Annotated in this window: 23 protein-coding genes; 4 read left to right on the forward strand and 19 right to left on the reverse strand. The window is 43.1% G+C overall.

Features of this window, described 5'->3' with window-relative positions:
• Window positions 1–154: 154 nt before the first annotated feature.
• The 7 genes from MHH49_RS26180 to MHH49_RS26210 all read right to left on the reverse strand — a co-directional run bounded on the left by MHH49_RS26180 (window position 155) and on the right by MHH49_RS26210 (window position 8,286).
• Complete coding sequence (locus MHH49_RS26180) at window positions 155–1,021, reverse strand: carbohydrate ABC transporter permease (protein WP_341138648.1); 867 nt, start codon at window positions 1,019–1,021, stop codon at window positions 155–157.
• An 18-nt stretch (window positions 1,022–1,039) separates the two neighbouring features.
• Window positions 1,040–1,933, reverse strand: coding sequence for an ABC transporter permease (locus tag MHH49_RS26185; RefSeq protein WP_051491014.1), 894 nt, complete (start codon window positions 1,931–1,933; stop codon window positions 1,040–1,042).
• A 179-nt stretch (window positions 1,934–2,112) separates the two neighbouring features.
• Window positions 2,113–4,473 (reverse strand): glycoside hydrolase family 95 protein, encoded by a 2,361-nt coding sequence (locus MHH49_RS26190; protein WP_341121587.1) that lies wholly within the window; start codon window positions 4,471–4,473, stop codon window positions 2,113–2,115.
• A gap of 170 nt (window positions 4,474–4,643) precedes the next feature.
• Window positions 4,644–6,359, reverse strand: coding sequence for a hypothetical protein (locus MHH49_RS26195; protein ID WP_341138649.1), 1,716 nt, complete (start codon window positions 6,357–6,359; stop codon window positions 4,644–4,646).
• A gap of 387 nt (window positions 6,360–6,746) precedes the next feature.
• The gene (locus tag MHH49_RS26200; RefSeq protein ID WP_076142106.1) at window positions 6,747–7,730 is read right to left on the reverse strand and encodes an aldo/keto reductase; all 984 of its coding nucleotides are present in this window, start codon (window positions 7,728–7,730) and stop codon (window positions 6,747–6,749) included.
• Between the two features lie 15 nt (window positions 7,731–7,745).
• Window positions 7,746–7,985: an NAD(P)H-binding protein gene (locus MHH49_RS26205; RefSeq protein ID WP_340940175.1), complete on the reverse strand. Its 240-nt coding sequence runs from the start codon at window positions 7,983–7,985 to the stop codon at window positions 7,746–7,748.
• The gene (locus MHH49_RS26210; RefSeq protein ID WP_340940173.1) at window positions 7,951–8,286 is read right to left on the reverse strand and encodes an NAD(P)H-binding protein; all 336 of its coding nucleotides are present in this window, start codon (window positions 8,284–8,286) and stop codon (window positions 7,951–7,953) included. The genes MHH49_RS26205 and MHH49_RS26210 overlap by 35 nt, the downstream gene beginning before the upstream one ends.
• A 156-nt stretch (window positions 8,287–8,442) precedes the next feature.
• Between MHH49_RS26210 and MHH49_RS26215 the strand changes: the two genes are divergently transcribed.
• Entirely contained in the window at window positions 8,443–9,351 is a 909-nt protein-coding gene (locus MHH49_RS26215; protein WP_340940171.1) for an AraC family transcriptional regulator, read from the forward strand.
• Window positions 9,352–9,817: 466 nt separating this feature from the next.
• On the opposite strand, the gene MHH49_RS26220 is transcribed toward MHH49_RS26215, so the two are convergent.
• Complete coding sequence (locus MHH49_RS26220; RefSeq protein WP_340940169.1) at window positions 9,818–11,314, reverse strand: glycoside hydrolase family 43 protein; 1,497 nt, start codon at window positions 11,312–11,314, stop codon at window positions 9,818–9,820.
• Between the two features lie 143 nt (window positions 11,315–11,457).
• Here MHH49_RS26220 and MHH49_RS26225 point away from each other — a divergent pair, with 143 nt between their 5' ends.
• Both MHH49_RS26225 and MHH49_RS26230 read left to right on the forward strand, forming a co-directional pair.
• On the forward strand, window positions 11,458–12,321 hold the full coding sequence (locus MHH49_RS26225; RefSeq protein ID WP_036677890.1) for a helix-turn-helix domain-containing protein: 864 nt from the start codon (window positions 11,458–11,460) through the stop codon (window positions 12,319–12,321).
• 714 nt (window positions 12,322–13,035) lie between these two features.
• The gene (locus MHH49_RS26230) at window positions 13,036–14,166 is read left to right on the forward strand and encodes a glycosyltransferase family 61 protein (RefSeq protein WP_081386830.1); all 1,131 of its coding nucleotides are present in this window, start codon (window positions 13,036–13,038) and stop codon (window positions 14,164–14,166) included.
• A 76-nt stretch (window positions 14,167–14,242) separates the two neighbouring features.
• Here the strand turns inward: MHH49_RS26230 and MHH49_RS26235 are convergent, their stop codons facing one another.
• Window positions 14,243–14,809, reverse strand: coding sequence for a dihydrofolate reductase family protein (locus MHH49_RS26235; protein ID WP_076222526.1), 567 nt, complete (start codon window positions 14,807–14,809; stop codon window positions 14,243–14,245).
• 47 nt (window positions 14,810–14,856) lie between these two features.
• The gene (locus MHH49_RS26240) at window positions 14,857–15,603 is read right to left on the reverse strand and encodes an SDR family oxidoreductase (protein WP_076144157.1); all 747 of its coding nucleotides are present in this window, start codon (window positions 15,601–15,603) and stop codon (window positions 14,857–14,859) included.
• A 168-nt stretch (window positions 15,604–15,771) separates the two neighbouring features.
• Here MHH49_RS26240 and MHH49_RS26245 point away from each other — a divergent pair, with 168 nt between their 5' ends.
• The gene (locus MHH49_RS26245) at window positions 15,772–16,317 is read left to right on the forward strand and encodes a TetR/AcrR family transcriptional regulator (RefSeq protein WP_076144159.1); all 546 of its coding nucleotides are present in this window, start codon (window positions 15,772–15,774) and stop codon (window positions 16,315–16,317) included.
• A 238-nt stretch (window positions 16,318–16,555) separates the two neighbouring features.
• On the opposite strand, the gene MHH49_RS26250 is transcribed toward MHH49_RS26245, so the two are convergent.
• From MHH49_RS26250 to MHH49_RS26290, 9 genes are all read right to left on the reverse strand, one after another.
• Entirely contained in the window at window positions 16,556–18,421 is a 1,866-nt protein-coding gene (locus MHH49_RS26250; RefSeq protein WP_341138650.1) for an ABC transporter ATP-binding protein, read from the reverse strand.
• The gene (locus tag MHH49_RS26255; protein WP_076099263.1) at window positions 18,408–20,147 is read right to left on the reverse strand and encodes an ABC transporter ATP-binding protein; all 1,740 of its coding nucleotides are present in this window, start codon (window positions 20,145–20,147) and stop codon (window positions 18,408–18,410) included. Before MHH49_RS26255 ends, MHH49_RS26250 begins: the two co-directional genes overlap by 14 nt.
• Before the next feature lie 204 nt (window positions 20,148–20,351).
• A complete protein-coding gene (locus MHH49_RS26260; RefSeq protein ID WP_341138651.1) occupies window positions 20,352–20,651 on the reverse strand; it encodes a nitroreductase family protein in 300 nt (99 codons plus the stop codon).
• Window positions 20,638–21,003 carry a hypothetical protein gene (locus tag MHH49_RS26265; RefSeq protein ID WP_052097030.1) on the reverse strand — a complete coding sequence of 122 codons (366 nt, stop codon included), beginning with the start codon at window positions 21,001–21,003 and terminating at the stop codon, window positions 20,638–20,640. The genes MHH49_RS26260 and MHH49_RS26265 overlap by 14 nt, the downstream gene beginning before the upstream one ends.
• Window positions 21,004–21,206: 203 nt before the next feature.
• Window positions 21,207–22,811: a response regulator gene (locus tag MHH49_RS26270; RefSeq protein ID WP_038570959.1), complete on the reverse strand. Its 1,605-nt coding sequence runs from the start codon at window positions 22,809–22,811 to the stop codon at window positions 21,207–21,209.
• Entirely contained in the window at window positions 22,801–24,567 is a 1,767-nt protein-coding gene (locus tag MHH49_RS26275; protein ID WP_341138652.1) for a cache domain-containing sensor histidine kinase, read from the reverse strand. The genes MHH49_RS26270 and MHH49_RS26275 overlap by 11 nt, the downstream gene beginning before the upstream one ends.
• 104 nt (window positions 24,568–24,671) lie before the next feature.
• Entirely contained in the window at window positions 24,672–25,511 is an 840-nt protein-coding gene (locus MHH49_RS26280) for a carbohydrate ABC transporter permease (protein WP_076142098.1), read from the reverse strand.
• Entirely contained in the window at window positions 25,511–25,840 is a 330-nt protein-coding gene (locus MHH49_RS26285) for a carbohydrate ABC transporter permease (protein WP_341138653.1), read from the reverse strand. Before MHH49_RS26285 ends, MHH49_RS26280 begins: the two co-directional genes overlap by 1 nt.
• A gap of 4 nt (window positions 25,841–25,844) precedes the next feature.
• Window positions 25,845–26,414 carry a carbohydrate ABC transporter permease gene (locus MHH49_RS26290; protein WP_341138654.1) on the reverse strand — a complete coding sequence of 190 codons (570 nt, stop codon included), beginning with the start codon at window positions 26,412–26,414 and terminating at the stop codon, window positions 25,845–25,847.
• Window positions 26,415–26,436: the final 22 nt, after the last annotated feature.

Here is a 26,436-nt window from a genome sequence, read left to right on the forward strand (position 1 = left end):
CGGAATGGAATCAGAATCAGTTGTCTTGTGGTATGAAATTGATTTGAAGTTGCGATCATTGGCAACGCTTCCATTTTTGAGTTTGGATTATATCTTACCATATTTTGATAAGCAGATGGCTGTTTCTTTTAAAGGATGATGCAAGCTGGTTGATTTAAGACTTAATAGATCCGATTAACATCCCTTTGATAAAATACTTTTGCAGAAACGGATACACGATAATAATCGGTATGACGGAGACGACAATAACTGCCATTTGCACACCTGCCGGAGATACTTCATTTACGTTTTCTAATAAGCTGCCCGCTTGCCCAAGGTCGTTACTCAGTACGATTTCCCGAAGCCGCAGCTGAAGTGGATAAAGCGCTCGTGTATTGATAAAATACAACGCCGATGAATAAGAATTCCAATGGGATACCGCGTAGAACAAGCCCATAGTTGCCATAACAGGTTTGGACAAAGGAAGGATGACGCTCCACATCGTGCGCAGCTCTCCCGCTCCATCCATTCGCGCGCTGTCTATCAGCTCAGTAGGCAGGGCTGAGAAAAAAGAACGCATGATGAACAGGTTATATGCACTGATGGCCGATGGGATGATTAATACCCATAAAGAGTCGATCAAGTGCAAGTTTTTGATGACCATATAGTTCGGTATGAGCGGAGCGTGAAATATCATCGTAATTAGGATTAAAATCAGAACTCCTTTGCGCATCGAATATTCGGATCTGGATAAAGGATAGGCCAGTGATGCAGTTAAAATCAGATTAATAACTGTTCCGACAACTGTAATAAATATACTTACCATGAAAGCTCTCCAGATGGAGGTATCCCCAAGAATAACTTGATAATTCATAAGCGTCCAATCTACAGAAGGGAATAGCTTAACCTCGCCTGCATTAATGGCATGAGTGCTGCTAAATGATTTGGCGAGCACATGCAGCAGAGGGAAGACCATCAAGCACCCGACCAGCATCAGAAATATATAGTTAAAAACGTCAAACAGGCGACCTTTATTTTTCATTTACTCTTCGACTCCTTTCTAGTAAAGTCCATCCCCTGATGCTTTTTTGCTAAGCGTATTCCCGATCATGACTAGCAACAGTCCGACGACCGATTTAAAGAGGCCTATAGCTGTTGTATAGCTGTATTGCTGATCAATAAGACCCACTCGGTATATATACGTATCGAGAATATCTCCATTGGTCTCATTAAGCGAATTGATAAATACAAACACTCGCTCGAAGCCAAAATCAAGGAAGTTACCGATATGAAGCAGGAACATAATCATGATGGTGGGCAAGATCGTCGGGATCGTAATGGATAAGGTTTGTTTCCACCGATTTGCTCCGTCAATTCTGGCCGCTTCATACAGCTCGGGATTCACAGCTGCGAGTGCGGCTAAATAAACAATAGTTCCCCATCCACTGTCTTTCCATATGCCTGTTCCAACCAGGATGGTACGAATATACGAGTCCTCGCCCAGAAAATAAACGGAGTCGAGCCCAAAAGCATTTAAGATCTGGTTCACGATACCTGTCGTTGGGGACAAAATGCCGATCATTATCCCCCCAATAATGACCCATGAGAGAAAATGGGGCAAATAAACGACGGTCTGCAAAATCCGTTTATAGAAAGCTTTTCTCACTTCATTAAGAAGGAGGGCGAATATTATGGGAACCGGAAACGCAAAGACCATATCATATAGGCCGATCAGGATAGTATTTTCAAGAATTCTCAAAAACTCTGGATAGGTGAACATCCGCCGGAACTGATCAAGGCCAACCCAAGGACTGCCTGTAAAACCTTTGAATATGTTGTAGTTTTGAAAGGCCATGATGGAACCCGCCAAGGGTAAGTATTTAAATACGATAAAAAAAATAATGCCCGGCAGTGAAATGAGATATAGCGCCTTATATTTGCGCAAATTGGTCATTCTTCTTTGGAATGGGGAAAGATCTGGCCTGCTCGCTGGCAATGCGGCTGGCACTTGTTGTGGCATAAATATCGCTCCTTTGGTTGCAGTTTGGATTTTGTTGTATGGCTAATGTTAATCCAATATCCAGGTCTTCAAAATGGAGATTTTTCGGCTTGCCTGTGTTTTATTACGATTGACTATTGTGCACAAATCTTGCGGGACTTCCCTGCAACTGAAGAAAAAGTATATTCAAATCCCTGACCATCGCTAATAAGAGATTGTTCTGGCAGATCAAGCGGAACAGCAGACCAAATTCGATATTCAGCGGTTAACGTAGAGTGAATCGTCGCTTCATCAAGCTTTCCTTGGCTCCAAGAAAGATCAACGGTAAAACCACCTCTTGCTCTCATTCCCCTTATGCTGCCTGAAGCCCACTCCTTAGGAAGGGCAGGTAATAGTCGAAGTTCTCCTCGGTGGGATTGCAGCAGCATTTCTGCTACGCCTGCTGCTCCACCAAAGTTTCCGTCTATTTGAAAGGGTGGATGGCAGTCTAAAAGATTCGAATACGTGGAGGAGGCTAAGAGATTAAGTAAATGCTCGTAGGCTTCCGCACCCATACCGAGACGGGCATAAAAGTTGACGATCCATGCCCTGCTCCAGCCGGTATGGCCTCCACCTCCGTCAAGACGGCGTTCAAGCGTTCGTCGGGCTGCTGCGGCAAGCTCAGGGGTGTGCCTCATGTCAATCTGTTCACCCGGATGTAATGCGAACAACTGAGAAATATGCCGGTGACCTGCGTCTTGCTCTTCGTAGTCAAACAGCCATTCCTTAATCTGTCCATGACTGCCCACACTCGGCTGTGGAATGTGTTCAAGCGTCTCATGTAGTTCAGAGAGAAACATTGTATCTTCTTCTCCGAGAATTAATGCCGCTTCCGAACAGGCGGATAGCAATGTATATGCGATTTGCAAATCCATAGATGGTCCCATACAGAGGCTGCCGTTGCTTCCGTCCGAAAGAAGGAAGCGGTTTTCAGGGGAGACCGAAGGCCCAGTAATCCGTACACCACCCTCCTCTACCATGTAATCAAGCAGAAAAATCGCTGCTTCCTTCATCACTGGATAGGCCCTTTCCTTGAGAAAAGACAGGTTCAGTCCAAACCGGTAGTGTTCCCACAAATGAAGGCATAACCAAGCAGCACCCATTGGCCAGACCGTACAGGTAATTAGGATGCCTTCAGGTCGGGTTTCCGCCCATAAGTTAGTGTTATGATGAGCAACAAAACCGCGACAGCCATACATTTCTTTTGCCGTTTCTTGACCGTTCAACTGCATCCGTTCGATCAGATCAAACAGCGGTTCATGGCATTCAGCCATATTTAGGACTTCGGCAGGCCAGTAATTCATCTGGAGGTTAATATTAATTGTATATTTTGATTCCCATGGCGGGGTAAAGCTATCATTCCATATGCCTTGCAGATTAGCAGGCAACGTACCTGGTCGAGAACTGGAAAGCAATAGGTAGCGCCCATACTGCACATATAGTGCAACTAGTCCTGGATCACCAAACTCATTGGAATTGCTTCTTTCATCTTTTGCTTGCTGTAACCGCAGTAATCGTTTATCGGTAGGAAGCTCGGCGTACGGGTCGCCATCCCTTGTTAAATCGATTGAAAATCGAGCAAACCGGGACTTGTATTCCTCCTTATGCCGCTTTATTAGAGTTGCAAAAGACTGAGCCGTGGCTTGATCCAATTGCTCCAGACAGGCTTTTTCAGGTTGATCCACACGAAAGGTACTCTGCGCTGCCAGCATAAGGGTGACGGAGTCTGCTCCCTCAATAGAGATGAAATCCCCTATGAGCCTCTGGCGGCCTCCTTGTTGAACTGCCCTTAGTGCTGTGCAAAAGCGAACACCATCCGCTCCGCATTCCCCATTCATTAGAACTGTGTTTGCAGGACCAGTACTACAGCCGGTATCGAACGGACGACGCATAAGATTCGCAGCCAACGTGATCTTGCCAAGTCTGTCAGCTGTCAATCGGACTACTAATACACCGTCCGGTTCACTTACAAAATATTGCCTGTAATAGCGAACCCCGCCACAACGGTACGACACCGTAACAACCGCTTGCTCCAAATCGAGCTCCCGCTCGTATTCTTCAATAACCTCACTGGAATCCAGAAACTTCAAAATCAAATCGCCAAGTGGCTGGTACGGCTGTTCATATTTTGGTGAAGCAGTCATAGCCATTCGAGCCAAATGTTCTGCCTCCGCCTGCCTGCCGTCTTTCAGCATTTGCCGAATCTCCGTCAAATACGGCTGAGCTGCAGGATTAGCTGCGCGTCCAGGGCCGCCGTACCAGATTGAATCTTCGTTAAGCTGGATTTTATCTTGGCCGATCATACCAGACACCATCGCCCCAAGGCGCCCGTTTCCTATGGGAAGAGCCTCATTCCAATTTGACGCCGGGCTTGTATACCATAATCGAAGACGTTCTGATTCCCGCATGGTTGCCGATAATGCCACCTCTTGTTTCGCTCGTCTTCTTTCACTCAACTCTTGTTCACCTGGCCTTTCCTATTTTCAGGTCATATCATTCGTCAGTAACTCCACTTCTTATGCTACTCTTGATTCTGATGTCTCTCCATGGCATAGATTGTTAGGGGTTGTGTTTTTTTATGATCCAAACTAAAAAGGATGCGGAAGATTCCGCACCCTACTGTAAATTATTTTTTTATATTACTGAGCGCATTTCGACCTAAACGTTCCATCAGCTGCTGCTTGTAGAGACTATTAATGACGACATGTTGACCGCAACTGCACCAATATCCATCTTCACGGGGCCGGGGATCATAATCGTTAGGAACCAGTCCGGGTACCTTGCTACCAACATGGCCAATGGCGTAGTTTTGAGCGGTTGGTGGCCGCTGTAAAGTGAGTTCTCCTTGCGTATTCCAGGTTACATAATTCGCGCCTGCCCAGCCATGTCCGCTGCCTAACCACGCCCTATCCCGAATAGAGATGGGAGCTTTGATATTATCGAACAGGCCTCCGACTGACCAGCGATGATGAGGCTCACTGGTGTTATAATTGTTAACAGCTCCCCCATCCAGAAATACATTTGGCCCCGGTACCCAGCTATCGACGGTGAACGCATGCCGCGCCGTTTCTGTATAAATACGTTGAGCGAGATTTAGCTGGCCCATCTGATGTATGACATAACGGCGACCCCCAGTAACCATACTGATCATATCGTACATTTGACAATCCTGAACCGTAATCCATTTGGAATAACGCTTCATTTGAACGAGAGAATAGGACAGATGGTAACCCGTCACATCTCGAACCCAGCCATTCTTCACACTGTTGAATACGACAAAACGCTCAGCATGCTTTTCGTCCGCATAATAAGGATCCGTTGTATCGTTATCCATCTTAATATCTATAATGCTCGGGTCAAAATCGGACTCTACCCTCATATTCTCTACCCCCACCTGCTGAATGCGGGCATGGTCTGTATATTTATAGATCTCTCCGCCGCCCCACTGAAGTTCGATAGCATTCGCTAGTGGGGCATCGACCGTAATCGCATTACCTACAATAGCAGTGATGACTCGGTCAAAATCCAGATTGAACGGTGACCATTGGGTTACGGTTCCACCCGGGCGCTTATATATGTTATCCATGCCAATTTCGTGAATCCAGTTTTTATCACCTATTCTGCGGACTATGATCTGATCGCCTACACGATAAGCATTCCCGTCTTTTGCATGGAAAGTACGCGAGCCTGAGGGTACATACAAATCTGAAATCATCCGTTTCGAGTTGCTGTCCAGCATAAGATCTGCATTTTCACCAATTTCAACTAGATTTCGTTGTTTCACTCCGGTACCATAGAGAATGGTGCCCTCTTTGTCCTGACCTTCGCCGCGAAGGACGATCCCGCTTGCTTTAATGAATAACGTGCCTCCGATTTCATATCTGCCTTTTTTCAACAGGATCGCTCCGCGGAATCCGTTCTTATCGAGCGGGCGCTTGGCCAACTGGTCAATCGCAACCTGAATACGTTCCGTCGCGTCTCCGTCTAAGGGTAGAACGGTCGACTTAACGGGGATATTCGGGATTTCAACACCGCCACCCCTATAACCCGCATTGGAAAAATCTAAGATCCGATTACCTCGATAATCACCGATATACATCATCATTCCATCGTTACCAAGGAAAGCAATTGGGCTCTGTCCCGCGGAGATGCTCTTTGGATCCAGCACGGTAAAATAATATGAGTCATACTGAGGAGATTTTCCGTCCTGTTTGAGGGTCATTCGCAGTTCATAAGTACCCAGTTGTTCTGCCGTGCCTAACGGTGTCCATTCCATTAATGAGTCTTTGACCATAGGAGTCTCAGGCAAACTATCAACCAGCTTCGTTCTATCAAAAATCAATTCACCGGCAACCCTTCCGTCAACACACGATGTGAAGGAAACCGTCGGATAAACCTCCCTAGGCTTGAGGATAGCTGGTTGACCAATTTCAGTAGTCATGTGCGTATGCTTTAACGTGGAATTAATAATAAAGAGTTCACCTCCTTTTCTATATTCACTCTCACAAGTCGGATACATATTACCTTGGCTAAAGAAGAATTAACATGTCATTTTTATTGATTGGAATGTGTTTTCTTATTCACCTATTTAAGCAAACCCTTGCACCCGCATGGTGCTGAGCAACGATTAAGCCAAACTAAAGATAAGATTCTAAAGGCACTAAATAAGGGATGAAAGTTAACTTAGATAAAAAAAGGCGCGATCCCAAAGGGCATCACGCTTTTTTATCTAGCTTAGATTTCCTATAACTGGGTGTGGCACATAAGGCTCTTCTAGTCTCGCTATATCACTTGGCTCCAGCGTCACTGATAACGCTGCAACGGCGTCCTCCAGATGATTAGGTTTGGTTGCACCAATGATAGGCGATGTTACTGGCTTTTTTTGCAGAACCCAAGCAAGCGCTACTTGTGCACGTGGAATCCCCCGCTTAGCCGCAATTTCGGCAACTACCTCAACAACCTTGCGGTCAGCTTCAGCCATTTTTGCATAAAATGCCTTTCCGACTTCGTCTATCTCTGAACGAGCTGTTTGTTCATTCCAATCACGGGTTAGTCGGCCTTTAGCAAGCGGACTCCATGGGATCACACCGATTCCTTCTTCCCGGCAAAGAGGCAACATTTCCCGATCTTCTTCCCTGTAGAGTAGATTCAAGTAATTTTGCATAGAGACAAATTTAGTCCAACCATTTCGCTCAGCAACATGCTGTGCCTGCAAGAACTGCCAAGCATACATAGAGGACGCTCCAATATATCTAACTTTACCTGCCTTTACTACGTCATGAAGGGCCTCCATGGTCTCTTCGATAGGGGTGTCATTATCCCAACGATGGATCTGGTATAGGTCCACATAATCTGTGCCCAGCCGTTTTAGACTGTTGTCTATTTCGGTCATAATCGCTTTGCGTGAAAGTCCTGCCCCATTTGGTCCCTGATGCATCCGGAAAAACACCTTTGTCGCAATGACTACCTCATCGCGGCGAGCGAATTCTTTTAAGGCACGTCCGACAATTTCTTCGCTTGTTCCGTCAGAGTATACATTAGCCGTATCAAAGAAGTTGATGCCAAGCTCCAGTGCTCTTTTAATAAAGGGTCTGCTCTGCTCCTCATTTAGCGACCACGGAGCCATTCCACGTTCAGGTACTCCGTAACTCATACAGCCAAGACAAATTCTAGATACGTCCAAACCAGTACGTCCAAGTTTTATATATTCCATTCGCTTGTGCCTCCTTTAGATTTTGGGTTTGTTTACTCCTAAACTGCGGCGAATTTCCATATCTGGTGACTCGGCCAATTTAACAACTAACGCAGCCACACTTTTTCGCGACACTTCTCTGCCTTTAAAAGGTTCACCTTTCTGAGTCGTCTCGTAGTCAATCTCGTCTTTATAGGTAAACCATCCAGATCTCAAAATCGTATAGTTAAGATTTGAAGCTTCAATGATTTCTACTGATTTTCGATATGGATCCAATATACTGCTGTACTTCTCTAAGACCAGTGGTGTTCATTGCTTCAACGATGGTCTTAGACATTTCCTCCAAATTACCTGCCAGATTAGCATAAACAACATCTTGCCCGATCATCGCTTCTTTTAATTGCTCACTATCCAACACATCTCCTTCAACTACTCGAGTGCGGCTGGATGTTATATGGCTTAATCTGTCCGAGTTGCGGAGATATAGTGTTAACCGGGCATCGGTTTCGTTCAAAAACAAATCAATCGCATGACGTGCAATTCCGCCGTTAGCGCCTAAGATCAAAACATTGCTCAATTTCAAAACCCCTTTCTTAGTTCTAATTATGCGATAAATGAAGGGGACGCCGTTATCTCAATTATCTTAAATGATTGCCTATTCCTCTCACTATCACTAACATAAAAGATGTTTTTACTTTATAATTGAATAAGAACAAAACATTAGGAGGAGCACATGTCTAAAGAATTACTAGAGCGGAAAGAAGAACTCGCCAGATTGATTGAACATCATTCGAGCCAGGATGGAGTATATGAGACCGTTATCCCCTCATCATTTGTGATTCGTAACTCCAATGTGACCGAGCCAGTATACAGAGTATACAAACCTTCTTTATGTTTCATTGCGCAGGGAACAAAGGAGATCTTATTGGCCAAGGAGCGTTTTGAGTATGGTCCCGCAAATTATCTAATATCATCAATGAATTTACCCGTTATCGGTCAGATTATAAAAGCTTCTCCCAACGCACCCTATTTAAGCTTTAAGCTAGAATTCACGCAGAGTCAGATTTTGAAGGTACTAAATGATTCCGAATTTAAACTCGCTCCGAAAGAAAATGCTAAGCGCGCTATGTATGTCGGGCAGATAGAGTTACCACTATTGGATGCGATCCTGAGATTGGTACGTTTGCTGGATGATCCCAAGGATATTCCGTTTTTGGCTCCGATTTATACTGATGAAATTCTATACCGGCTTCTGAAGGGACCCTATGGAGTTACACTCGCTCAAATTGCGATGGAAGGTAGCAGCACCTACCGCATTCGGGAGGCCATCGAACAGATTATCGAGAACTGTGATAAACCTTTGCGGATTGAAGAGCTTGCTGAAACAGCCAGTATGAGTATTTCTTCGTTCCACAGACACTTCAAAGAGGTAACTGCCATGAGTCCTATTCAGTTTCAAAAGCATCTGCGCTTACAGGAAGCTCGCCGCCTTTTATTATCTGAATCAGCGGATGCAGCGGATGTCGCGTTCCGTGTTGGCTATGAAAGTGCATCACAATTCAGCCGCGAATATTCTCGGATGTTTGGTTCACCCCCTAGAGCAGACATCAAGCGTTTGAAGGAAGATATGCTCATTGGATAAACGCGAACGCGTTCTTCATTCACAATATGGAACTATCCGCTAAACACCAACATGTATAGGTAACCTTTGCGCACACGCTGATTCTATCGGGTTTATCGCTAATGAGCTTATTACTATCGGACCCAGAGGACCTTAAACGCAGTAATATCTCACATTTGGGATGCTAAAGGACCGCATAGCTGCTATTGGTTCAAAAAACGCTCAATCTGAATCGCTTTCGAAGTAATAGCTGCAATGGGGTCCGAAACTAAGCTCAAAAAGGGATAAATACGCAAATAACGTCCTCTGAGTCCTTAAGCCCAAGAGGTTTATAAATACAAGCTGAGGCAAACAACCAACGACGACAAAAAAACAACGACAACCAAAAAACACAAAGCAGCGATTCATCCATACTTGGAGAATCGCTGCTTTGTGTTTTCCACAAGCTAACACTGCTTTTTCTGACGAACACGTAGCCGACCGCTTTTTATTTCTTTTGATAGCTAAACCAATCATAATAAGCAGTTGTTTGATTAGGAGAGTAGCTATACATACCGAAAAATACTCCAGTAAATCCTCCTGCGACTTCAGTAGAAATCAAGTGTGTCTCGGCTTCGCCAAGCTGATGCCATATTTGATCCACACCTCGATAGTAAAACATATATTTTTCAGGTGATGCCTGGATTCTCAAATCTACCCCTGTACCTTCTAAAGCCGAAGAATATGCCACATCACTAATGCTCCCTACCTGTCTGCGCAGTGTAATAACATTTTCACCTTCCATTTGCGTTAGTCCAATTGCGTAGTGATACTGCTGATCCATAAAAACTACAAGACCAGCTTCGTCACCATCAAGAGGGCTAAATTCCATTTTGGTGGTAATTTCACAATTCAAATGCCGCTGTCTACAACCAATAAAAGCAGGCGTTCCCTTCTCATTTAATCTCACATCTGATCCACGTAAAGCTAGCCACCCTCCCCGTTCCTGCAATGACCAATCCACCTTATTAGCATTACGAATGAAATTCCAGCTCATTCTTAGGTCAGATTGATTAAAATCGTCGGTTTCAGGCTCTTCTTCCCACGGCATTGGTGAAGGCAGGTCAGCTTCCATTTCTAATCCAACCACTCCGTTATCCCCAATCATTGGCCAACCCTCCTCCGTCCACTGAACCGGAGCCAAATATGTCTCTCTGCCAAGATGATAACGGTAAGGATAACCTACTGGTCGAATCCCCAGAAATACCGCCCACCAGCTACCATCCTGTGCTTCAACTAAATCGGCATGTCCTGTAGCTTGAATGGGGTAATCTGAACTTCGATGAGTCAAAATCGGATTGTGAGGAGACGATTCATAAGGCCCATATGGCGATTTACTTCTTGCAATAGTCTCCATATGTCCATATTCTGTCCCACCTTCTGCACACATCAAATAATAGTAATCGTTTATTTTGTAAAGATGTGGACCCTCCGGGAATTTTCCTCCGCTGCCAGTCCAGATCAAGCGTGTATCGCTAAGCTTATGGCCCGTTTCAATATCAATCTCACATTGGTAGATCCCCATCCCTTGCTCGGAGCCTGTGCTTGTTAAATAAACCTTTCCATCATCAAAAAACAAGGAGGGATCAATACCTTCCTGCTCCACATAAAGTGGATCCGACCATTCACCTGCCGGGTCATCCGCCCAAACGTAGAAATGACCTCCGCTATCCTGATTTGTCGTAACCATATAAAAACGACCGTTATAATAACGAAGAGTCGGCGCCCACACACCTCCGGAAACCACTGATTCATCAAATTGAAGCTGATTCTCACGAGTCAAACAATACCCAAGCTGCTTCCAATGCACCAAATCCTTGCTGTGCCAAATAGGTATTCCCGGAGAATAGGCAAATGAACTGTTTACCAGATAATAATCCTCGTCTACTCTGCAAATGCTTGGATCTGGATAAAACCCCGGGATAATCGGATTGTTATATTTCATGTAGTATTCTCCTTCTCTATCTTAATCACTGAAACCTATGTCAAGGATTATACTGCTTCAGCTGGATAGAAAGCCTTGATTATTCGGTCCTAAAATAGCATGATATAGACATTCATCTAGACAAGCTTTTGGAGGGTAACGAGTTGAGTGAATTTTATTTAAAATGGTTTACATCTGATCGTCAATTTCCATTTTTTATTCAATACGGCTATCACGACGAAGACACCGATCTACATAGACATGCGGACTTTTCAGAGCTCGTAATTGTATTGAGTGGTACAGCTACACATATTGTTAATACTGAGGAGTCTTTTATCAAAAAGGGAAATGTGTTTGTAATTAATGGTTCGACCCCGCATGCTTTTAATGATCCTCAGGATTTCAAGATCTGCAATATTATGTTTCAGCCTGAAATGCTATCGACAGCTGGGCCAGATTTGCGGACATCCAACGGCTTTCAAGCATTATTTGTGTTGGAACCCCTGTATCGTCATAAACATTCCTACACAAGCAAACTCAGCTTGCCGATTCCTAACCTGGAGTATGTCTCTTTTCTCATAGCGGGCATGATTGAAGAATATCACAACAAGCTACAGGGTTATCAGACCATGCTGGGCTCCAAGTTTATGGAACTGGTTGTCTATTTGTCCAGACATTATGACCAACAGGAAAAAGGGATTCAAGGGAACCATCTGATGCATTTGGCGAATGCACTCTCATATATGGAAGATCGTTATCTTGAGCCCTTAACACTGGATCAGATCGCCAAACATTCGGACATTTCAGTCAGACACTTAAACAGGATCTTTCGCTCCTACTATCAGACAACCCCGATCGCTTATCTTCATCGTTTACGTCTGGAACGGGCTTGCGGACTATTAAAGCATTCTAACCTCAGTATCACCCAAATCTCACATGAATGCGGGTTTAGTGATAGCAATTATTTTACCCGCCAATTCACCAAAATCTATGGGATGTCACCTAAGGTCTATAGGAACAAGCTTTGAGGGTAAAAAAAGAACACCAGGCAGCGATTCTCCTATTGTTGGAAAATTACTGTCTGGTGTTTTTGGATTAACCAGCTTACCTGATCAGATTATGGGCAAGTGAATATAAACAAACTAATGGTCCGCATATCGCTTATAGCAAACCTTGGAATGTAACCGATCGGAATGCCCTCTCCGTATTCTCTTAGTTCTGTGTCTTAATCGAATCTGGGAGATAACTGCATTCTATACACTTATTCCGTACGCAAAAAGAACCTTCATACTTTAACTGCATTCTATACAACTAAAAACGATCAAATCCACCTATTGGGTAGAAAATCAAGGAAATAGATGTACGAAGTACACTTATATCCCCGAGCTGAGTGATTTGAAGGAATATAGTTGTACGAAATGCAGTTAAACGTTGGTACACATCGCATCCATCGACTATCTATTCAGCGTTAGCGTGCTCGTCGCTTATTAGTTAATAAGTTAATTCATACCAACAATGGAACATATGTCTTTTTCAGAAACGCAATTTCTTCATAGGTTAACGCACATATTTAGATTTTTGGATCTGATCTGTTTCTGTGCGATGAGTTGTTTCTGCTCAGTCTCACGTAAGTCTTCTTTGTTCATCCACCTCTTTCCGAGTAAGCCTGTGTCCAAAGAATCTTCATTTCATAAAATAGCTTAATAAGGTTTCTGCGCTTCTACTTGGGAATATGAGGTGACATGATGTTATTTTCTGCACAAGGGGTACCACCCCAAGGATATTACCAAAGCATCTGGGACTTTACTTCCCACAACGAAAACAGTACAAAGGAAGCTGGGAATGTCGTTCCTTTTGACTTCGGACGGGCGGCTGAGTTCAGAGCGCCCAAAAGCATTGAAACGAGTATTGCTCCAGCACTAACACCTTATTGTTTAGAGCCCTTTGGCGTATACGTAGCCACCATTTCCAGAGGGAAGGTATGGGGAGAATCTGGTGCCCTTCTAACACCAGAAGGGAAATTGATCTTTGATCTTTCCCAAGAATATGATGCCGAACAATACAGGATGCTTGAAGCAGATGAGCACCCAGTGTTTCACCGGTGGAACGATCCGCAGCTTCAACATTTTGCCGGGACCGCGGCGGTGTTAACATTTTGCGGAGCCCATAACTATTTTCATTGGATGTATGATGTGCTTCCTAGATTAGCGATGCTTCAATCGAGCGGAATCACTTACTCCACTATTATCATGAATCCAAATCCGTATGGACCCTTTGTGGAACAAACGTGGGCCATGCTTGGGATATCCGAGTCATTGGTGATCCGGACGAATTCAGAAGCATATGTTCAGGCTGACCAGCTACTTGTCCCTTCCTTAATGATGAATTCACATTATCCTCCTTGGACCACGGATACACTGCGGAGATTTTTGTTACCGCATAGAGAAACAACACTAGTCACTCCAGAACGAATTTATATCTCACGAAAAAAAGCAAGCTCAAGAAGGTTGGTTAATGAAGATGATGTCATCCGCTGCCTAGAGAAATTTAATATCGTACCGATTTGTCTAGAAGACTGGACGGTTGCCCAGCAAATCCAATTATTCGCCTCAGCGAAAGTAATCGTAGGTCCGCATGGTGCTGGACTCGCTAATCTGGCTTTTTGCCAGCCTGGAACACAGGTCATTGAAATTTTCCATGCCCAGCATGTTGTTCCAACCTATTGGATGATCAGCAACCATAATAATCTCGAATATTATATGGTGTACGGGCAAGGTGTAGCAGATCCTGCGATTCGTTTTCCAGGACTGGAAGACATCTATGTGAACGTAGATCGTCTGAAACAAACGATGCATCTGGCAGGCTTGGAATGAGAAGCTTGCTTACTACTTTCTCGAATTCAAAAAGCGCAAAGCATATTTTGCTTTGCGCTTTTTAAGAAACATAGATTTAATCACGCCGTGTTACATACTTCAACCATAGCCCATCATCCGCAAGTTTTTCTACACTTTTTAAGCTGAAATTTGCTGAGGGCTGTTGTTTCATAGATGAATCCATTTCAAATAAGGTCACAGAATTAGAGGCTCCATCTACGATGGGAACTATAACCAAGCTCAACTCATCAATTAAATCTTCATTCAGGAAAGAGCCGTTTAAAACGCCCCCACCCTCCAGCATCAATTCATCGATTGAGAATAATTGTTTCAGCTTTCTCACGACTACAGAAAAATTCAATCGTTCTTTTCCACCGAATATATATGAGATTCCTAGATTTTTCAGATAAGCTAGATAAGCATCAGATACCTGTTCTGTAAGCACTTCAATGATATGATGCTCTGTTCTATTGTGACTTCCTTCTGAAATGTAGTTTTTGGTCCAGCCCAGTTTTCCCGAGGGATCTACAGCTACTGCATATGTTGAGGCATCATTTTGAGCGATAAATTCTGTTCTAGGAATGCTTGAAGTGTTACTCTGCTCTAATTCTAATTTATTGCCTAACGTAAAATTTTCCTCCATGGTAATCCTGCCACATATCCAAGCTTTACATCCATACCGATCCCCTTTTAACCTACTTGAACTGTTGGGCGAATAATCATTTCATTGATAGCCAAATCTGAAGGTTGCTCAATGGCAAATGTGATGGCACGAGCGATGCTGTCTGCATCAATGGCTATTTTGTAAAATTCATTCAAGCCAGCTTTTGACTCTGCATCTGAGGTAGTATCTAACAATTCGCTGCTGACGGCTCCTGGAGAAACATTGGTAACACGAATATTGGTTCCACTCATCGCTTCTTCTTGACGAAGCCCTTCAGAAATTGCTCTAACCGCATGCTTGGTGCCACAATATACTGTACCCCCTGGGTAAATGTTATGGCCAGCAACCGATGATAAGTTAATAATATGACCAGATTTTTGCTCTCTCATTGATGGGAGAACAGCTGCAATCGCATATAAAACCCCTTTGATATTTACGTCAATCATTTGATCCCATTCATCCACCATTTTCTTAAAAAGAAAAGCTTGTGGCATGATTCCCGCATTATTAACTAATACATCAATTTTGCCAAACTCTTTAAGTGCATAAGCTGCCAGTTCTTCCATTTGTGCTTGGGAAGTCACATCTGTCACTTTGTAGATGGCTGTTCCACCACTTTGTTCAATTTCTCCTTGAAGCTTTTGAAGACGTTCCTCACGACGAGCGGCTAGAACAAGCTTAGCACCTTTAGAGGCTAGTTCTTTCGCGGCGGCTTCCCCAATCCCACTAGAAGCACCTGTAATAATTACGACTTTATCTTTGATATTTGACATGTAAAAAAACACCCTTTCGATATTGTATATTGATTTATTAATAGACTATAATCTATTATTATAAACAGTTACAGAATACATTCAATTGTACGATGAGTCTGTTTTGTTCAATACTAAACAGATCCTATAAATGTGTTTATTATTTTTAGAAAGTAAGGTGAACCCCGAATGTCTAAAGTGGATAGAAGAATACTCAAATCTCAAGATGCGCTTAAAAAGGCCGTCATTGAACTGATGACTAAGAAAAATTTTGACGACATTACCATACAGGATCTCTCCGACACAGCAAATGTAAGCCGGGGAACGATCTACCTTCATTATCTGGATAAATATGATTTGTTAGATAAACTTATCGAAGAACATATAGAGGTCCTAAGAGCACTTTGTGAATCGGCGTCTGAATTGGATTTTATCGAGGCAACGTTGATCTGGACGGAATACTTCGATAAAAATTTTTCTTTCTTCTCTATGATGTTAGCGAGTAAAGGTGCTCCTTATTTTCGAAATCGTTTCTTAAGCTTTCTTCTCGATGAGTTTCGGCATGAAGTAAATGTCACCGCAGGAATAAACCAAGGGTTAAATGAAGAGGTTATTATTAGTTTTGTTGCATCGGCTTATGCAGGGGTAGTGGAATGGTGGTTCAAGAATGAAAGACCTGTAGCACATCAAGTCTTGGCTGAACAACTCGGAACGTTATTAGAGAGGAATTTATAAAAAGAGCGGCGATTCTCCTATAATAGGTGAATCGTCGCTCTTTTTTATCGGGCATTAATTACGCAATAGATTACACATCTTTTTAAGGACTTCGGACCCTGGGATGCTATTCCTTCACCCCAATAGCTGCAGTGGGGTCCTTTAATCTTCTGAAAATCAGAAAATCTCGCCTTTAAGGTCAGATGAGTCCGATAAAAGCATCTACTTACAAATGTTATCGGTTCAAGTAAAGATTCTTTTAAATCGCTCGTTTGAACTGGGTATTGTACAGCTCGTAATAAACACCTTGCAGCGCAAGAAGCTCTTTATGACTGCCTTGCTCGGCAATTCCGCCACCCTGAATAACGAGTATACGATCAGCATCCTGGATGGTACTAAGCCTATGGGCGATCACAAAGCTTGTTCGTCCCTTCATTAGCTTTTCCATCGCCTGTTGAATATGCATTTCCGTACGCGTATCCACACTGCTGGTTGCCTCATCTAGGATCAAAATAGCTGGATCAGCTAGAATGGCGCGGGCAATCGTTAAAAGCTGGCGCTGGCCGTGGCTCAAATTACTGCCTTCCGAATGGAGAATAGTCTCATATCCATGTGGCAGTCTATTGATAAAGGCATCTGCATTGGCCAATCTTGCCGCTTCCTCTACCTCTTGGTCTGTCGCATCAAGGCGGCCAAAACGAATATTTTCCCGAATCGTTCCCGAAAATACATGCGCGTCTTGCAATACCATTCCCAATTGACTACGAAGTGCGTTTTTATCCAGCTCTCCAATCTCGCGTCCATCAATGAATATGGAGCCGCCGCTCAAATCGTAGAATCTGATCAGCAAGTTGACAATGGTCGTTTTTCCAGCACCCGTTGGGCCGACAAGCGCAATTTTCTCTCCGGGTTTTGCTTCAAACGTAACCTCACTCAGAATTGGTGAATCCGGCTTGTAAGCAAATGAAACGTCTTTGAAAACAACATTCCCTTTTAACCTCGGCAGATCGTCACTTTGTTCATCACCGTCACCGTATTCGGAGGGCATATCCATGACTTCAAACACACGCTCCGCACCAGCAATTGCCGACTGAATTAGATTGTACTGGTTAGCAAGATCGGAGATCGGTCGTCCAAACTGTTTGGAATACGTAAGGAAGCTAACGATTACGCCAACCGTAGCTATGTTATGAAAAGCCATCCAGCCACCCACCCCGGCAATGATTGCAAATCCAAGGTTATTAATCATGTTCATAACCGGTCCCACTAATCCGGAAACAATTTGTGCCTTAACGCCGACTTTATTCAACTCTCCGCTGATTTTGCGGAACCGTTTCACTTCTGTCTCTTCCCTGCTGTATTGTTTGACCACTTTTTGTCCGCTGATGGTTTCTTCGATAAATCCACCCAACTCACCTAAATGGCGTTGCTGATTTTTAAAATAAGTTCGACTTAAACCTATGATTTTACGGCTGGACAATAACACAAGAGGGATCGTTATCAGTGAAACTACGGTCAACGGAACGTTCATCATTAACATGATCACTAGTGAACCGCTTAGTGTGATCAAACTGTTTAATAACTGGGTCACACTCTGATTAAGTGTACTGGATACGCTCTCTATGTCGTTGGTTGCCCGGCTCATTAGTTCTCCGTTAGCTTGCGTGTCAAAAAACTTAATCGGTAGCTGTTGATATTTGCTGAACAAATCACGACGCAGCTCGAATACGGTATTTTGTGAAACGGAGGTCATAACATAGGCTTGCACCCAAGCAACCACACTGCTTAGCCCATAAATACCAATTAGGAGTAGACAAAAGCGAATTAGACCCTGATAATCGTGAGGAATTACGGCAGTATCAATCGCTTTACCGATTAGATAAGGCCCAATCAACGAAAGGATTGCATTCAACACTGTAAATACATATACAATGATTAACCCGAACCGCTGGCGGTTCAAATACGTCCAAATGCGTTTGAGTGTGCCCGCTTGATTCTTAGCACGTACGATCGGCACAGCTCCGCCGCGTCCGGGACCAGATCCCGGTCCAGATCCAGGTCCCGGTCCGAATCCGCCTGATCGATTAAAAGGAGTGGTGTTCATGCCGTTATTAAGCTTTGACATAAGGCACCTCCTCTCCCTTCATCTGTGATCTCCAAATATCTCTGTATATTTCACTGCTGTTCATAAGACCATCATGTGTACCTTGTACAGCAATTCGGCCGTTTTCTAATACCAGAATACGATCAGCATCAATTACAGAGGTGACACGCTGAGCTATCAAAATATTCGTGCTGCTGCGCAGCCGTGTTTTTAACATCTGCCGGATTCGTGACTCTGTCGCTGCATCGAGCGCACTAGTGCTGTCATCCATAATGAGGATTGTTGGCTGAATTAAAAGTGCCCGTGCAATCGAAAGCCGCTGCTTTTGCCCACCGGACAGGTTAATGCCACGCTGGCCGAGCTCTGTATCGTAACCCTGTGGAAGTTCTAAAATGAAATTGTGAGCTTCAGCGGCTATTGCTGCTTCTTCCACATCCTCATCTGTGGCATCCGGTCTGCCATATCGGATATTATCGCGGATAGTACCGCTGAACAGAATAGCCTGCTGCATAACATATCCGATTCTGCTACGCAAATCTTCCAGAGCAATCATACGAGTGTCGGAGCCATCAATTGTGATCGATCCAGAGGACACTTCGTAAAACCGGGGAATGAGGCTGACCAATGATGATTTACCAGTACCGGTGGCACCAAGAATGGCCACTGTTTCTCCTGGCTCCGCAGTGAAATTAATACCGTCTAACACTAGATTTTCATCCGTAGGATCATAAGCAAAAGATACATTGTCAAATACGATCCGACCGTTGTGTATGGCATCTTTTTTAGCGTTGGCAACTTCTGTAATCTCACTAATGGTGGAGAATACTTCATTCTCCCGATCGGCAGAAACCTTGGCTCGTGAGAAGAAGGTCAACATATTGCTTAACATCAGCATTGACATCAACAATTGGGTTATATAGTTAATAAAAGCGATCAGCTGACCAACTGGCAGCCCACCGTTCCAGCTTTGCACTCCCCCAAACCATAGTACAGCAACAATACTGGCATTTAGTACAAGCATCATTAGCGGCATATTTAATGACATTAACCGTACCGCTTTTATCGCAATTTCTGTATAATCCTTGTTAGCTGTATTAAAGCGTTTCTGTTCATGATTAGCGCGGACGAATGCTTTGACTACACGGATGCCGGATAAATTTTCCTGCAACACTGTGTTCACACCGTCTAATTTGACCTGCATTTTTTGAAACAAAGGAAAAGAAAGTCGGATTAACCCATACAATATTAAACTCAAGAGTGGCACGGCAACGGCTAGGATGAGGGTCAGCATAGGACTAATCCGGATGGCCATCACCAAGCTTCCGACTAATAGCAATGGAGATCGAATACTCCGCAAAATCATTTGCACAAAGGTTTGCAGCTGCACCACATCATTTGTTAATCGCGTAATCAGTGAGCCCGTCTTCAATTGATCCAGGTTCTTGTTAGAAAATTTCTGAATATGTTCAAACAAGCTAATCCGCAAATCATTACCGAAGTTTTGAGAAGCAATACTCGAAAAAATAGTGCAGCCCACCCCACCAATTAGACCGATAAACGCTACACCAAGCATAATCAGTCCGGTCGAGAAAATATGAGACAAATCTTTTGTCATAACACCCTTATCCACAATGCTCGCCATGAGCGTGGGCTGCAGTAAATCCATAGTCACTTCGACCAACATCAGCAATGGTGCCAACACACACCACACCCAATATGGCCTCAAATAATGCTTAAGCTTCCACATTCCGCCACCTTCAATTGTTTAAGATAAATACGTGATTTTAGAACTAATCGGTGTTCTGGGTTTCGCATTCGGCATTTCCTCCGGATAACCCATTCCAAATATCCCAATAACATCGTAATTTTCTTGAACATTAAGAATCTCACGATTATGAGGCAAAGCCCCCAGCGAAGCCCAATACGTACCTACACCTGCTTCATGTGCAGCTTATAGGAAATTTTGTACGAAACAAGCAGCAGCCATAACATTCTCATCGCGTTCAAACGCAGTTACGGCAGGCTTAGACAGAACTGCAAAAACAACAGGTGCGTTGCCAAAATCCGTCTTATGTTTTAATTTCGCTCTAGTATTGGGTCCGATGAAAAGAAGCTCCCAAGGTTCGGTCATACGATGATTAGGAGCGTAACTTGCAGCCTCCAGCCATGAATGTAACTCCTCTTCACCTATTGGAGTCTGTTTGAATTGTTTTATACTTCTACGGGTTTTAATGAGCTCAGTTATTTTCATCTTTTTCTTTACTCTCCTCTTTTTTTACATTTGATGTTGTATCTTCTGGAGCGATCTCATGAATCTGAAAGATTTGTTTAAACTCTTCAATGATCGCTTCCGTTGCTTTTAATTCACCGCTAACCACTTGTTTAATCGATTCAAGCTCAGGCTGATTTAACTGCCGCTGTAATGTAGCCCGGTTAACCATAAGCTTATCTAAAAAAGCGATGGCTCTGCCACGGCGAAAAGTTTGAGCACTTTTAGGATGTTGATCCATCGGTTCTGTCATCCCATGTTTCATAAAGCCTCGATCTCTGTGTTCTCCATGCTCCCTATGACCGCCACGTTTGCCGATATGTCCTTCACGCATTTTATTTCCTCCTTTTGCAGTAGTGTATACATTTGTATACGCGTTCTTCATGTATACAAATGTATACGATAGAATCCATTTCTGTCAAGATCATTTTTCCATTTTGTAACATCATAATTGCTCATTTTATATCTGAAAAAACAATAAAAACCCGCATAAAGTGCGGGCTTAAAGAGAAAAATTATCAAATTCAACGGAGTGATTTATAGGGAAAAACTATTTTTCTTATACTCCTGAACGGATACTCCCATTACTTTTTTAAAACAGTTACTGAAGTAAAATGGATCTTTAATGCCTACCTTTTCAGCAATTTGATAAGCTTTCCAATCCGTTTCATTCAGAAGCTTCACCGCTTTTTCCATTCTGCACTTGAGAAGATAATCCGTAAAGCTAATCCCTATGTCCTGCTTAAAGATCCGGCTAAAGTAACTGGAATTCATGTGGAATTTATTCGATACATAGGATAAAGACATCTCCGGAATGTGCATCTCCTGTTGAATAAAATCTTTAACTTCATGGATAATATTATTGGTTTTTTTACTTCGTGCCCGGGTTACTTGAGAGGTTACCTTCTCTGTGAGTTCTAGCAATGTCTGTTGCATGTCTGGCAGGCTATCGAGCTCAAAAATCCTTTTATATGGCGAAATATCGAATGAAAGATTATTATCTAGTATAACTCCCATTTCAGCGAGTGAATTGATTAATGTGGAGACAAATTGGGCGGAAACCAACCTAGCTCGTTCCACAGAAAAAGCTTTGGACTTCTCCAAATCCTGAAACAATTTCTCGATGGATTGCATAGCCTTGTCTAAGACACCAGCTTTTACAAAAAACAAAATCTCCTCAATTTCATTCGTCTTAACTTCCCAGGATCGGCCTCCGAAATGAATTTCTTCATTAAAAAAATAGATAGCGTTACTGCCCTTTAACTTACCATATCTAACTGCCTCCAGCGCCTCTTTATAGGATTCTTTGATCCTATTGAAATCCTTGCAGGTACTCCCTACGCCAATGGAAGCTTTACATTCAAGCTTTTCATGGAGCGATTGGGCCAGCCACTCTCCAATCTTCGTAAGATTCTGATTATCTTTTCTATTGAGAAGGACTATTCGTTGACTGTTATCAAAAAAAACTTCGATTCCCTCATACTCTTCAAGCGCGTAATCAATAAACCTCTTACAACGCAAAGACTGCAGGATTCGTTGTTCCTCCCCTTCTTCTAAGGAGATTTGAAGTTCAATGAGCATGATTGAAAACAGGCTGCTCTCTGAGTCAGGAAAAAAGTAATAGAACCGGCTGTCCAGCTGATCGGGGTCCCAGAGGCCTGATAGCAAATCATTTAGAAATTTTTCTTTTAGTTGAACGGCATTTTCTTTTAACTGTCGATTCAGCTCCTGATATTCGTTCCACCGCTCTGTCTCTTCCCGGATTTTCCCATGAAGATCTACCGCAACTCTTCGTACTTCCTCGGCTTGAAGCGGCTTCAAGATAAAATTTTGTACTCCAATGTCCAGACTTCTTTTTGCATATTCGAATTCGGGATGTGCAGTGATGATCACAATTTTGACTAGCGGATACCTTTCTTTTATCAACCGGCTTAATTCCAGCCCATCCATAAAAGGCATACTGATATCTGTAAATACTACATCCGGTTTCATCGTTTCGATCAAATCTAACGCTTCGCTTCCATTCGAGGCCTCACCTACGAATCTGTAACCAACCGCTTGCCAATCTATAATAATGGGAACAATTTTTCTCGCATTAATTTCATCATCCACAATAATGGCTCTGAGCAGTTCAAGCTCCATGACTATTCCCCTCCTCAAGCGGTAGTTCCAATTCAATCCGAGTTCCTTCTCCCGGTGCACTGACCAAACTACAATTCATGTCCGCCCCATAGTACAGCTTCAGACGCATCAAAGTACCGCGCAACCCAAAACTGGACTCATTTTGCCCATAGGGCTCAGCTTGCATTTCCCGACGTTTGTCTTCATTCATCCCCACACCATCGTCTTCCACGATTAACTTCAGTCGATTCCCCTGAATTCGGGCAAGGATGCGAATCTTACCACACTCCCCTAAAGGGCGAATACCATGATAAAGCGCATTTTCTACAAGCGGCTGAAGTGTCAATTTGGGTATCCGAACATACTCAGCTTCTTCCGGCACCTCAATTTCACTGGTGAAAATTTCTGGATAGCGAATATTTTGTATACTCAAATAACTTTTAGTGATCTCTACTTCTTCTCTTAACGTTACTACATCACTGCCCTTACTAAGACTCTGGCGATAGAAGGCTGCAAGCTCAGAAATAATCTGGTACGCCTCATTATTATTTCCTGACAAAGTTAAATAGCCAGCTGATTCTAAAGTGTTATATAAAAAATGTGGTTTAATTTGCTGCTGCAAAATATCCAATTCGAGTTTCCGAATTAATTTCTGTTCTTCTTTCTCCCGCTTCAGCGCTTGCTCAATGGTCATAATCATATTGTTATACCTATCTTTCAACTGGTTCAGTTCATCAGTTCTCGCCTCGTACCGAACCAAACTGAACTCTCCATTCTCCACTTTTTTCATGGATCGCAGCATATGTAAAATAGGTGTTGTAATGAATCTAGAAATCCAGACGGAACCTAAAAATATAGAAATGAAATTAAACAACATAATCATTAACAGCATTAGATTAAATTGACGATAGGGGCTTTCCCATTCCCCCAGAGGCTGAGCGCTAGTAAACTTCCAACCACGATCCATTGAAACCAGAGAAGAGATCAGATAATTATGATCTTTGATCTTTACGATTTTGCTACTGCCGAGCGGCACATCAAGCATAGAAGAGTTTGTATAAGTCGATAATTCAGGCCTTGTAAAATCAAGGAGTGTCTCATATCCAGTTTCGATCATTAAATCAGGTTTATTATCGTTGATCGAACGTTCATAGCTTTTTTTCAGCTCCTGAACGGTAATGTTCACGACTAATACTCCTATTTTCTTGGAAGTGTTCATGTCGTTTACGATGCGAATCAGAGAAATATATTGTGGATCCTGCTGGGGTTCCTTCGTCTCAAAATTGAAGATACCTCCGGCATTTTTCCTCCAAATTGCTTTTCCGTCCAAGGCGACCGCCTCGGAGTACCATTCCGCTGACTCGATCCCATCCGTTCTGATCGGTTTTGCAGACTGCAAATCAATCGCAAACTTACGTCCTGCATTATCGAATAGATAAACAGAAGAGATAGAGGGCTCTGCGAGCATAAAATCTGACAGAGCCACCTCTAGCTTGTAAGTTAAAATCCCGATGTCGTTACCCGCCAGATCACTGCCCAAAATTTCCTGAACTGTGTTGTTCGACACGATCATCTTGGAATAATTATTCGTGCTGTCAAGAAGTGATTCAATTCCGGAATTCATGGCGTTTAAGGTTTGAAGCGATACCTCACCTACCTTTTCCTCGGTGAATTTCTCATTGATTCGTTGGTACATAATACCGCTTGCAATCATGGAAACCACTAATAAGGCCAAGTAGTAAAAAACGATTTGTGATCGGATACGTGCAAACCTCATCGGTAACCTCCTGGCCGACAATTAAGCGAATACGGACCTTTATTTATAGCTACTTCAATACGATACTAGTATAGCATTTTTCGAAGGATTCCTATCCCATTGCTTTAGCCCTTAACTGCCCCGGCAATAATGCTTTTTTGGACTTGGTTACTTAGGAACAAGTAGATAATGATCATGGGTAGTGTAGCCACAACCATTCCAGCGAACATAGGTCCGAATTCTGTGGCATAGGCACTTTTAAACGAATTGATGGCGACGGTAATTGTTGCTAAGTCAGGATCATTAATGAACGTATTAGCAAACATCAGTTCGTTCCAAGCGGATAAAAAAGTAAAGATGGAAGTGGTTACGATAGCCGGCTTTACAAGCGGAAGCATAATACGGAAAAAAACCTGATAAATATTGCAGCCGTCTACAACGCTGGCTTCTTCCAACTCCCCTGGCAGCGCTCTAAAAAAACCAATCATGATAAAGATTGTAGTAGGAAGTGCACTAACGGTATAAGGAATGATTAAAGCCCACAGTGTATTCAGCAAACTTGTCATTTTTAACATCTGAAAGACAGGTAGCAGCGTAGCATGTACGGGGATCATCAATCCCAGCATAAAGAAAGTAAGCACCACATTATTAAGCTTCCACTTCATTCTTGCGACAGCAAAAGAAACCATTGCCGATAACAGAGCAGAAATAATGACAGTTACCGTTGTATACATAAGGCTGTTCAAAAAGTTACGTGCGATATTCGCCTTAAAAAGTGCGTAGTCGTAATTCGCCCACCGCCACTCATTAGGCAAGCCCATCACATTTGAGCCTGTAATTTCTATGTTTGTTTTAAAGGATGAAAATACAAGCCACACGAGCGGATACAATTGAATAACGGCGAAGATTAGAAACGCAAGCTGCAAAACAACCTTTGGCCAGCGGCGGTTATGTGTTGTTGTCATTAGCTCTCCTCCTTATCATCGTAGGTTCTGATCAGTTTTTGTAGAACTAAGTAGAAAAAGAGACATTCCACAACCATAAACACGGCCATCGCGCTGCCGTACCCATACATATTGCGATTAAAAATCGATGAATACATCAATGTACTTGGAACACTAGTTTCCGGTGTAGGGTAGCCATTGGTCATAATGAAGACTAAATCGAAAAACTTTAATGATCCCAAAACAGCAAATATGACGCATACCTTCAGGATCGGTGAGATAAGTGGAATGGTAATAGAGAAGGCGGTTCTTATACTTGATGCTCCGTCAATTTTTGCAGCCTCGTACAAATCTTCAGGTATCCCTTTCTTTGATGGCAGCGTACATTAGAAGCATATGGTAGCCGATATATTGCCAAACGATTGGAATCATAACACTTATTAGTGCTGTTCCGCTTTCCGTTAACCAATCATGTGTCCAGGAGGACAAGCCTAGTTGATTGAGTATCGTATTCAGCAAGCCATATTCAGGCTGATAGATTTTCAGAAACATAACCCCGATGACAGAGGAGGATACCAAGACTGGAATGAAATACAAAGTACGATACAGCTTTTCACCCCAGACCCCTCTGGCAAGAACCAAAGCGAGCACCAGAGCTATCGGAAGTTGCATGAAAACAGAAAGAACTGCCAGATACAACGTATTAAGTATCGAATGATTAAAATCCATGCCGTACGTATCTGTAAAAAATAAATCCTTATAAGAAGCTAAACCGATAAATTTAGCCGGTTGAATCCCATCCCAGTCCAGCAGACTGTAATACATGGACTGAAGGATCGGGAAAAAACCAACAAGAATGTATAAAATCAAAGCAGGAACAACAAATACGGCGATAGCCTTTTTGTTTCCGAATACTTGATGCATGCTTCACTCCACCTTTAAATCG

The sequence above is a fragment of the Paenibacillus sp. FSL F4-0122 genome, assembly GCF_038002845.1.
GTDB classification, from domain to species: domain Bacteria; phylum Bacillota; class Bacilli; order Paenibacillales; family Paenibacillaceae; genus Paenibacillus_AQ; species Paenibacillus_AQ odorifer.

What these genes read in the sequence shown, in the direction of transcription:
- MHH49_RS26180 (WP_341138648.1), bottom strand. Translation starts at nt 1,021, where the DNA reads ATGAAAAATAAAGGTCGCCTGTTTGACGTTTTTAACTATATATTTCTG.
- MHH49_RS26185 (WP_051491014.1), bottom strand. Translation starts at nt 1,933, where the DNA reads ATGACCAATTTGCGCAAATATAAGGCGCTATATCTCATTTCACTGCCG.
- MHH49_RS26200 (WP_076142106.1), bottom strand. Translation starts at nt 7,730, where the DNA reads ATGGAATATATAAAACTTGGACGTACTGGTTTGGACGTATCTAGAATT.
- MHH49_RS26215 (WP_340940171.1), top strand. Translation starts at nt 8,443, where the DNA reads ATGTCTAAAGAATTACTAGAGCGGAAAGAAGAACTCGCCAGATTGATT.
- MHH49_RS26220 (WP_340940169.1), bottom strand. Translation starts at nt 11,314, where the DNA reads ATGAAATATAACAATCCGATTATCCCGGGGTTTTATCCAGATCCAAGC.
- MHH49_RS26230 (WP_081386830.1), top strand. Translation starts at nt 13,036, where the DNA reads ATGATGTTATTTTCTGCACAAGGGGTACCACCCCAAGGATATTACCAA.
- MHH49_RS26235 (WP_076222526.1), bottom strand. Translation starts at nt 14,809, where the DNA reads ATGGAGGAAAATTTTACGTTAGGCAATAAATTAGAATTAGAGCAGAGT.
- MHH49_RS26240 (WP_076144157.1), bottom strand. Translation starts at nt 15,603, where the DNA reads ATGTCAAATATCAAAGATAAAGTCGTAATTATTACAGGTGCTTCTAGT.
- MHH49_RS26245 (WP_076144159.1), top strand. Translation starts at nt 15,772, where the DNA reads ATGTCTAAAGTGGATAGAAGAATACTCAAATCTCAAGATGCGCTTAAA.
- MHH49_RS26250 (WP_341138650.1), bottom strand. Translation starts at nt 18,421, where the DNA reads ATGTCAAAGCTTAATAACGGCATGAACACCACTCCTTTTAATCGATCA.
- MHH49_RS26255 (WP_076099263.1), bottom strand. Translation starts at nt 20,147, where the DNA reads ATGTGGAAGCTTAAGCATTATTTGAGGCCATATTGGGTGTGGTGTGTG.
- MHH49_RS26260 (WP_341138651.1), bottom strand. Translation starts at nt 20,651, where the DNA reads ATGAAAATAACTGAGCTCATTAAAACCCGTAGAAGTATAAAACAATTC.
- MHH49_RS26265 (WP_052097030.1), bottom strand. Translation starts at nt 21,003, where the DNA reads ATGCGTGAAGGACATATCGGCAAACGTGGCGGTCATAGGGAGCATGGA.
- MHH49_RS26270 (WP_038570959.1), bottom strand. Translation starts at nt 22,811, where the DNA reads ATGGAGCTTGAACTGCTCAGAGCCATTATTGTGGATGATGAAATTAAT.
- MHH49_RS26275 (WP_341138652.1), bottom strand. Translation starts at nt 24,567, where the DNA reads ATGAGGTTTGCACGTATCCGATCACAAATCGTTTTTTACTACTTGGCC.
- MHH49_RS26280 (WP_076142098.1), bottom strand. Translation starts at nt 25,511, where the DNA reads ATGACAACAACACATAACCGCCGCTGGCCAAAGGTTGTTTTGCAGCTT.
- MHH49_RS26290 (WP_341138654.1), bottom strand. Translation starts at nt 26,414, where the DNA reads ATGCATCAAGTATTCGGAAACAAAAAGGCTATCGCCGTATTTGTTGTT.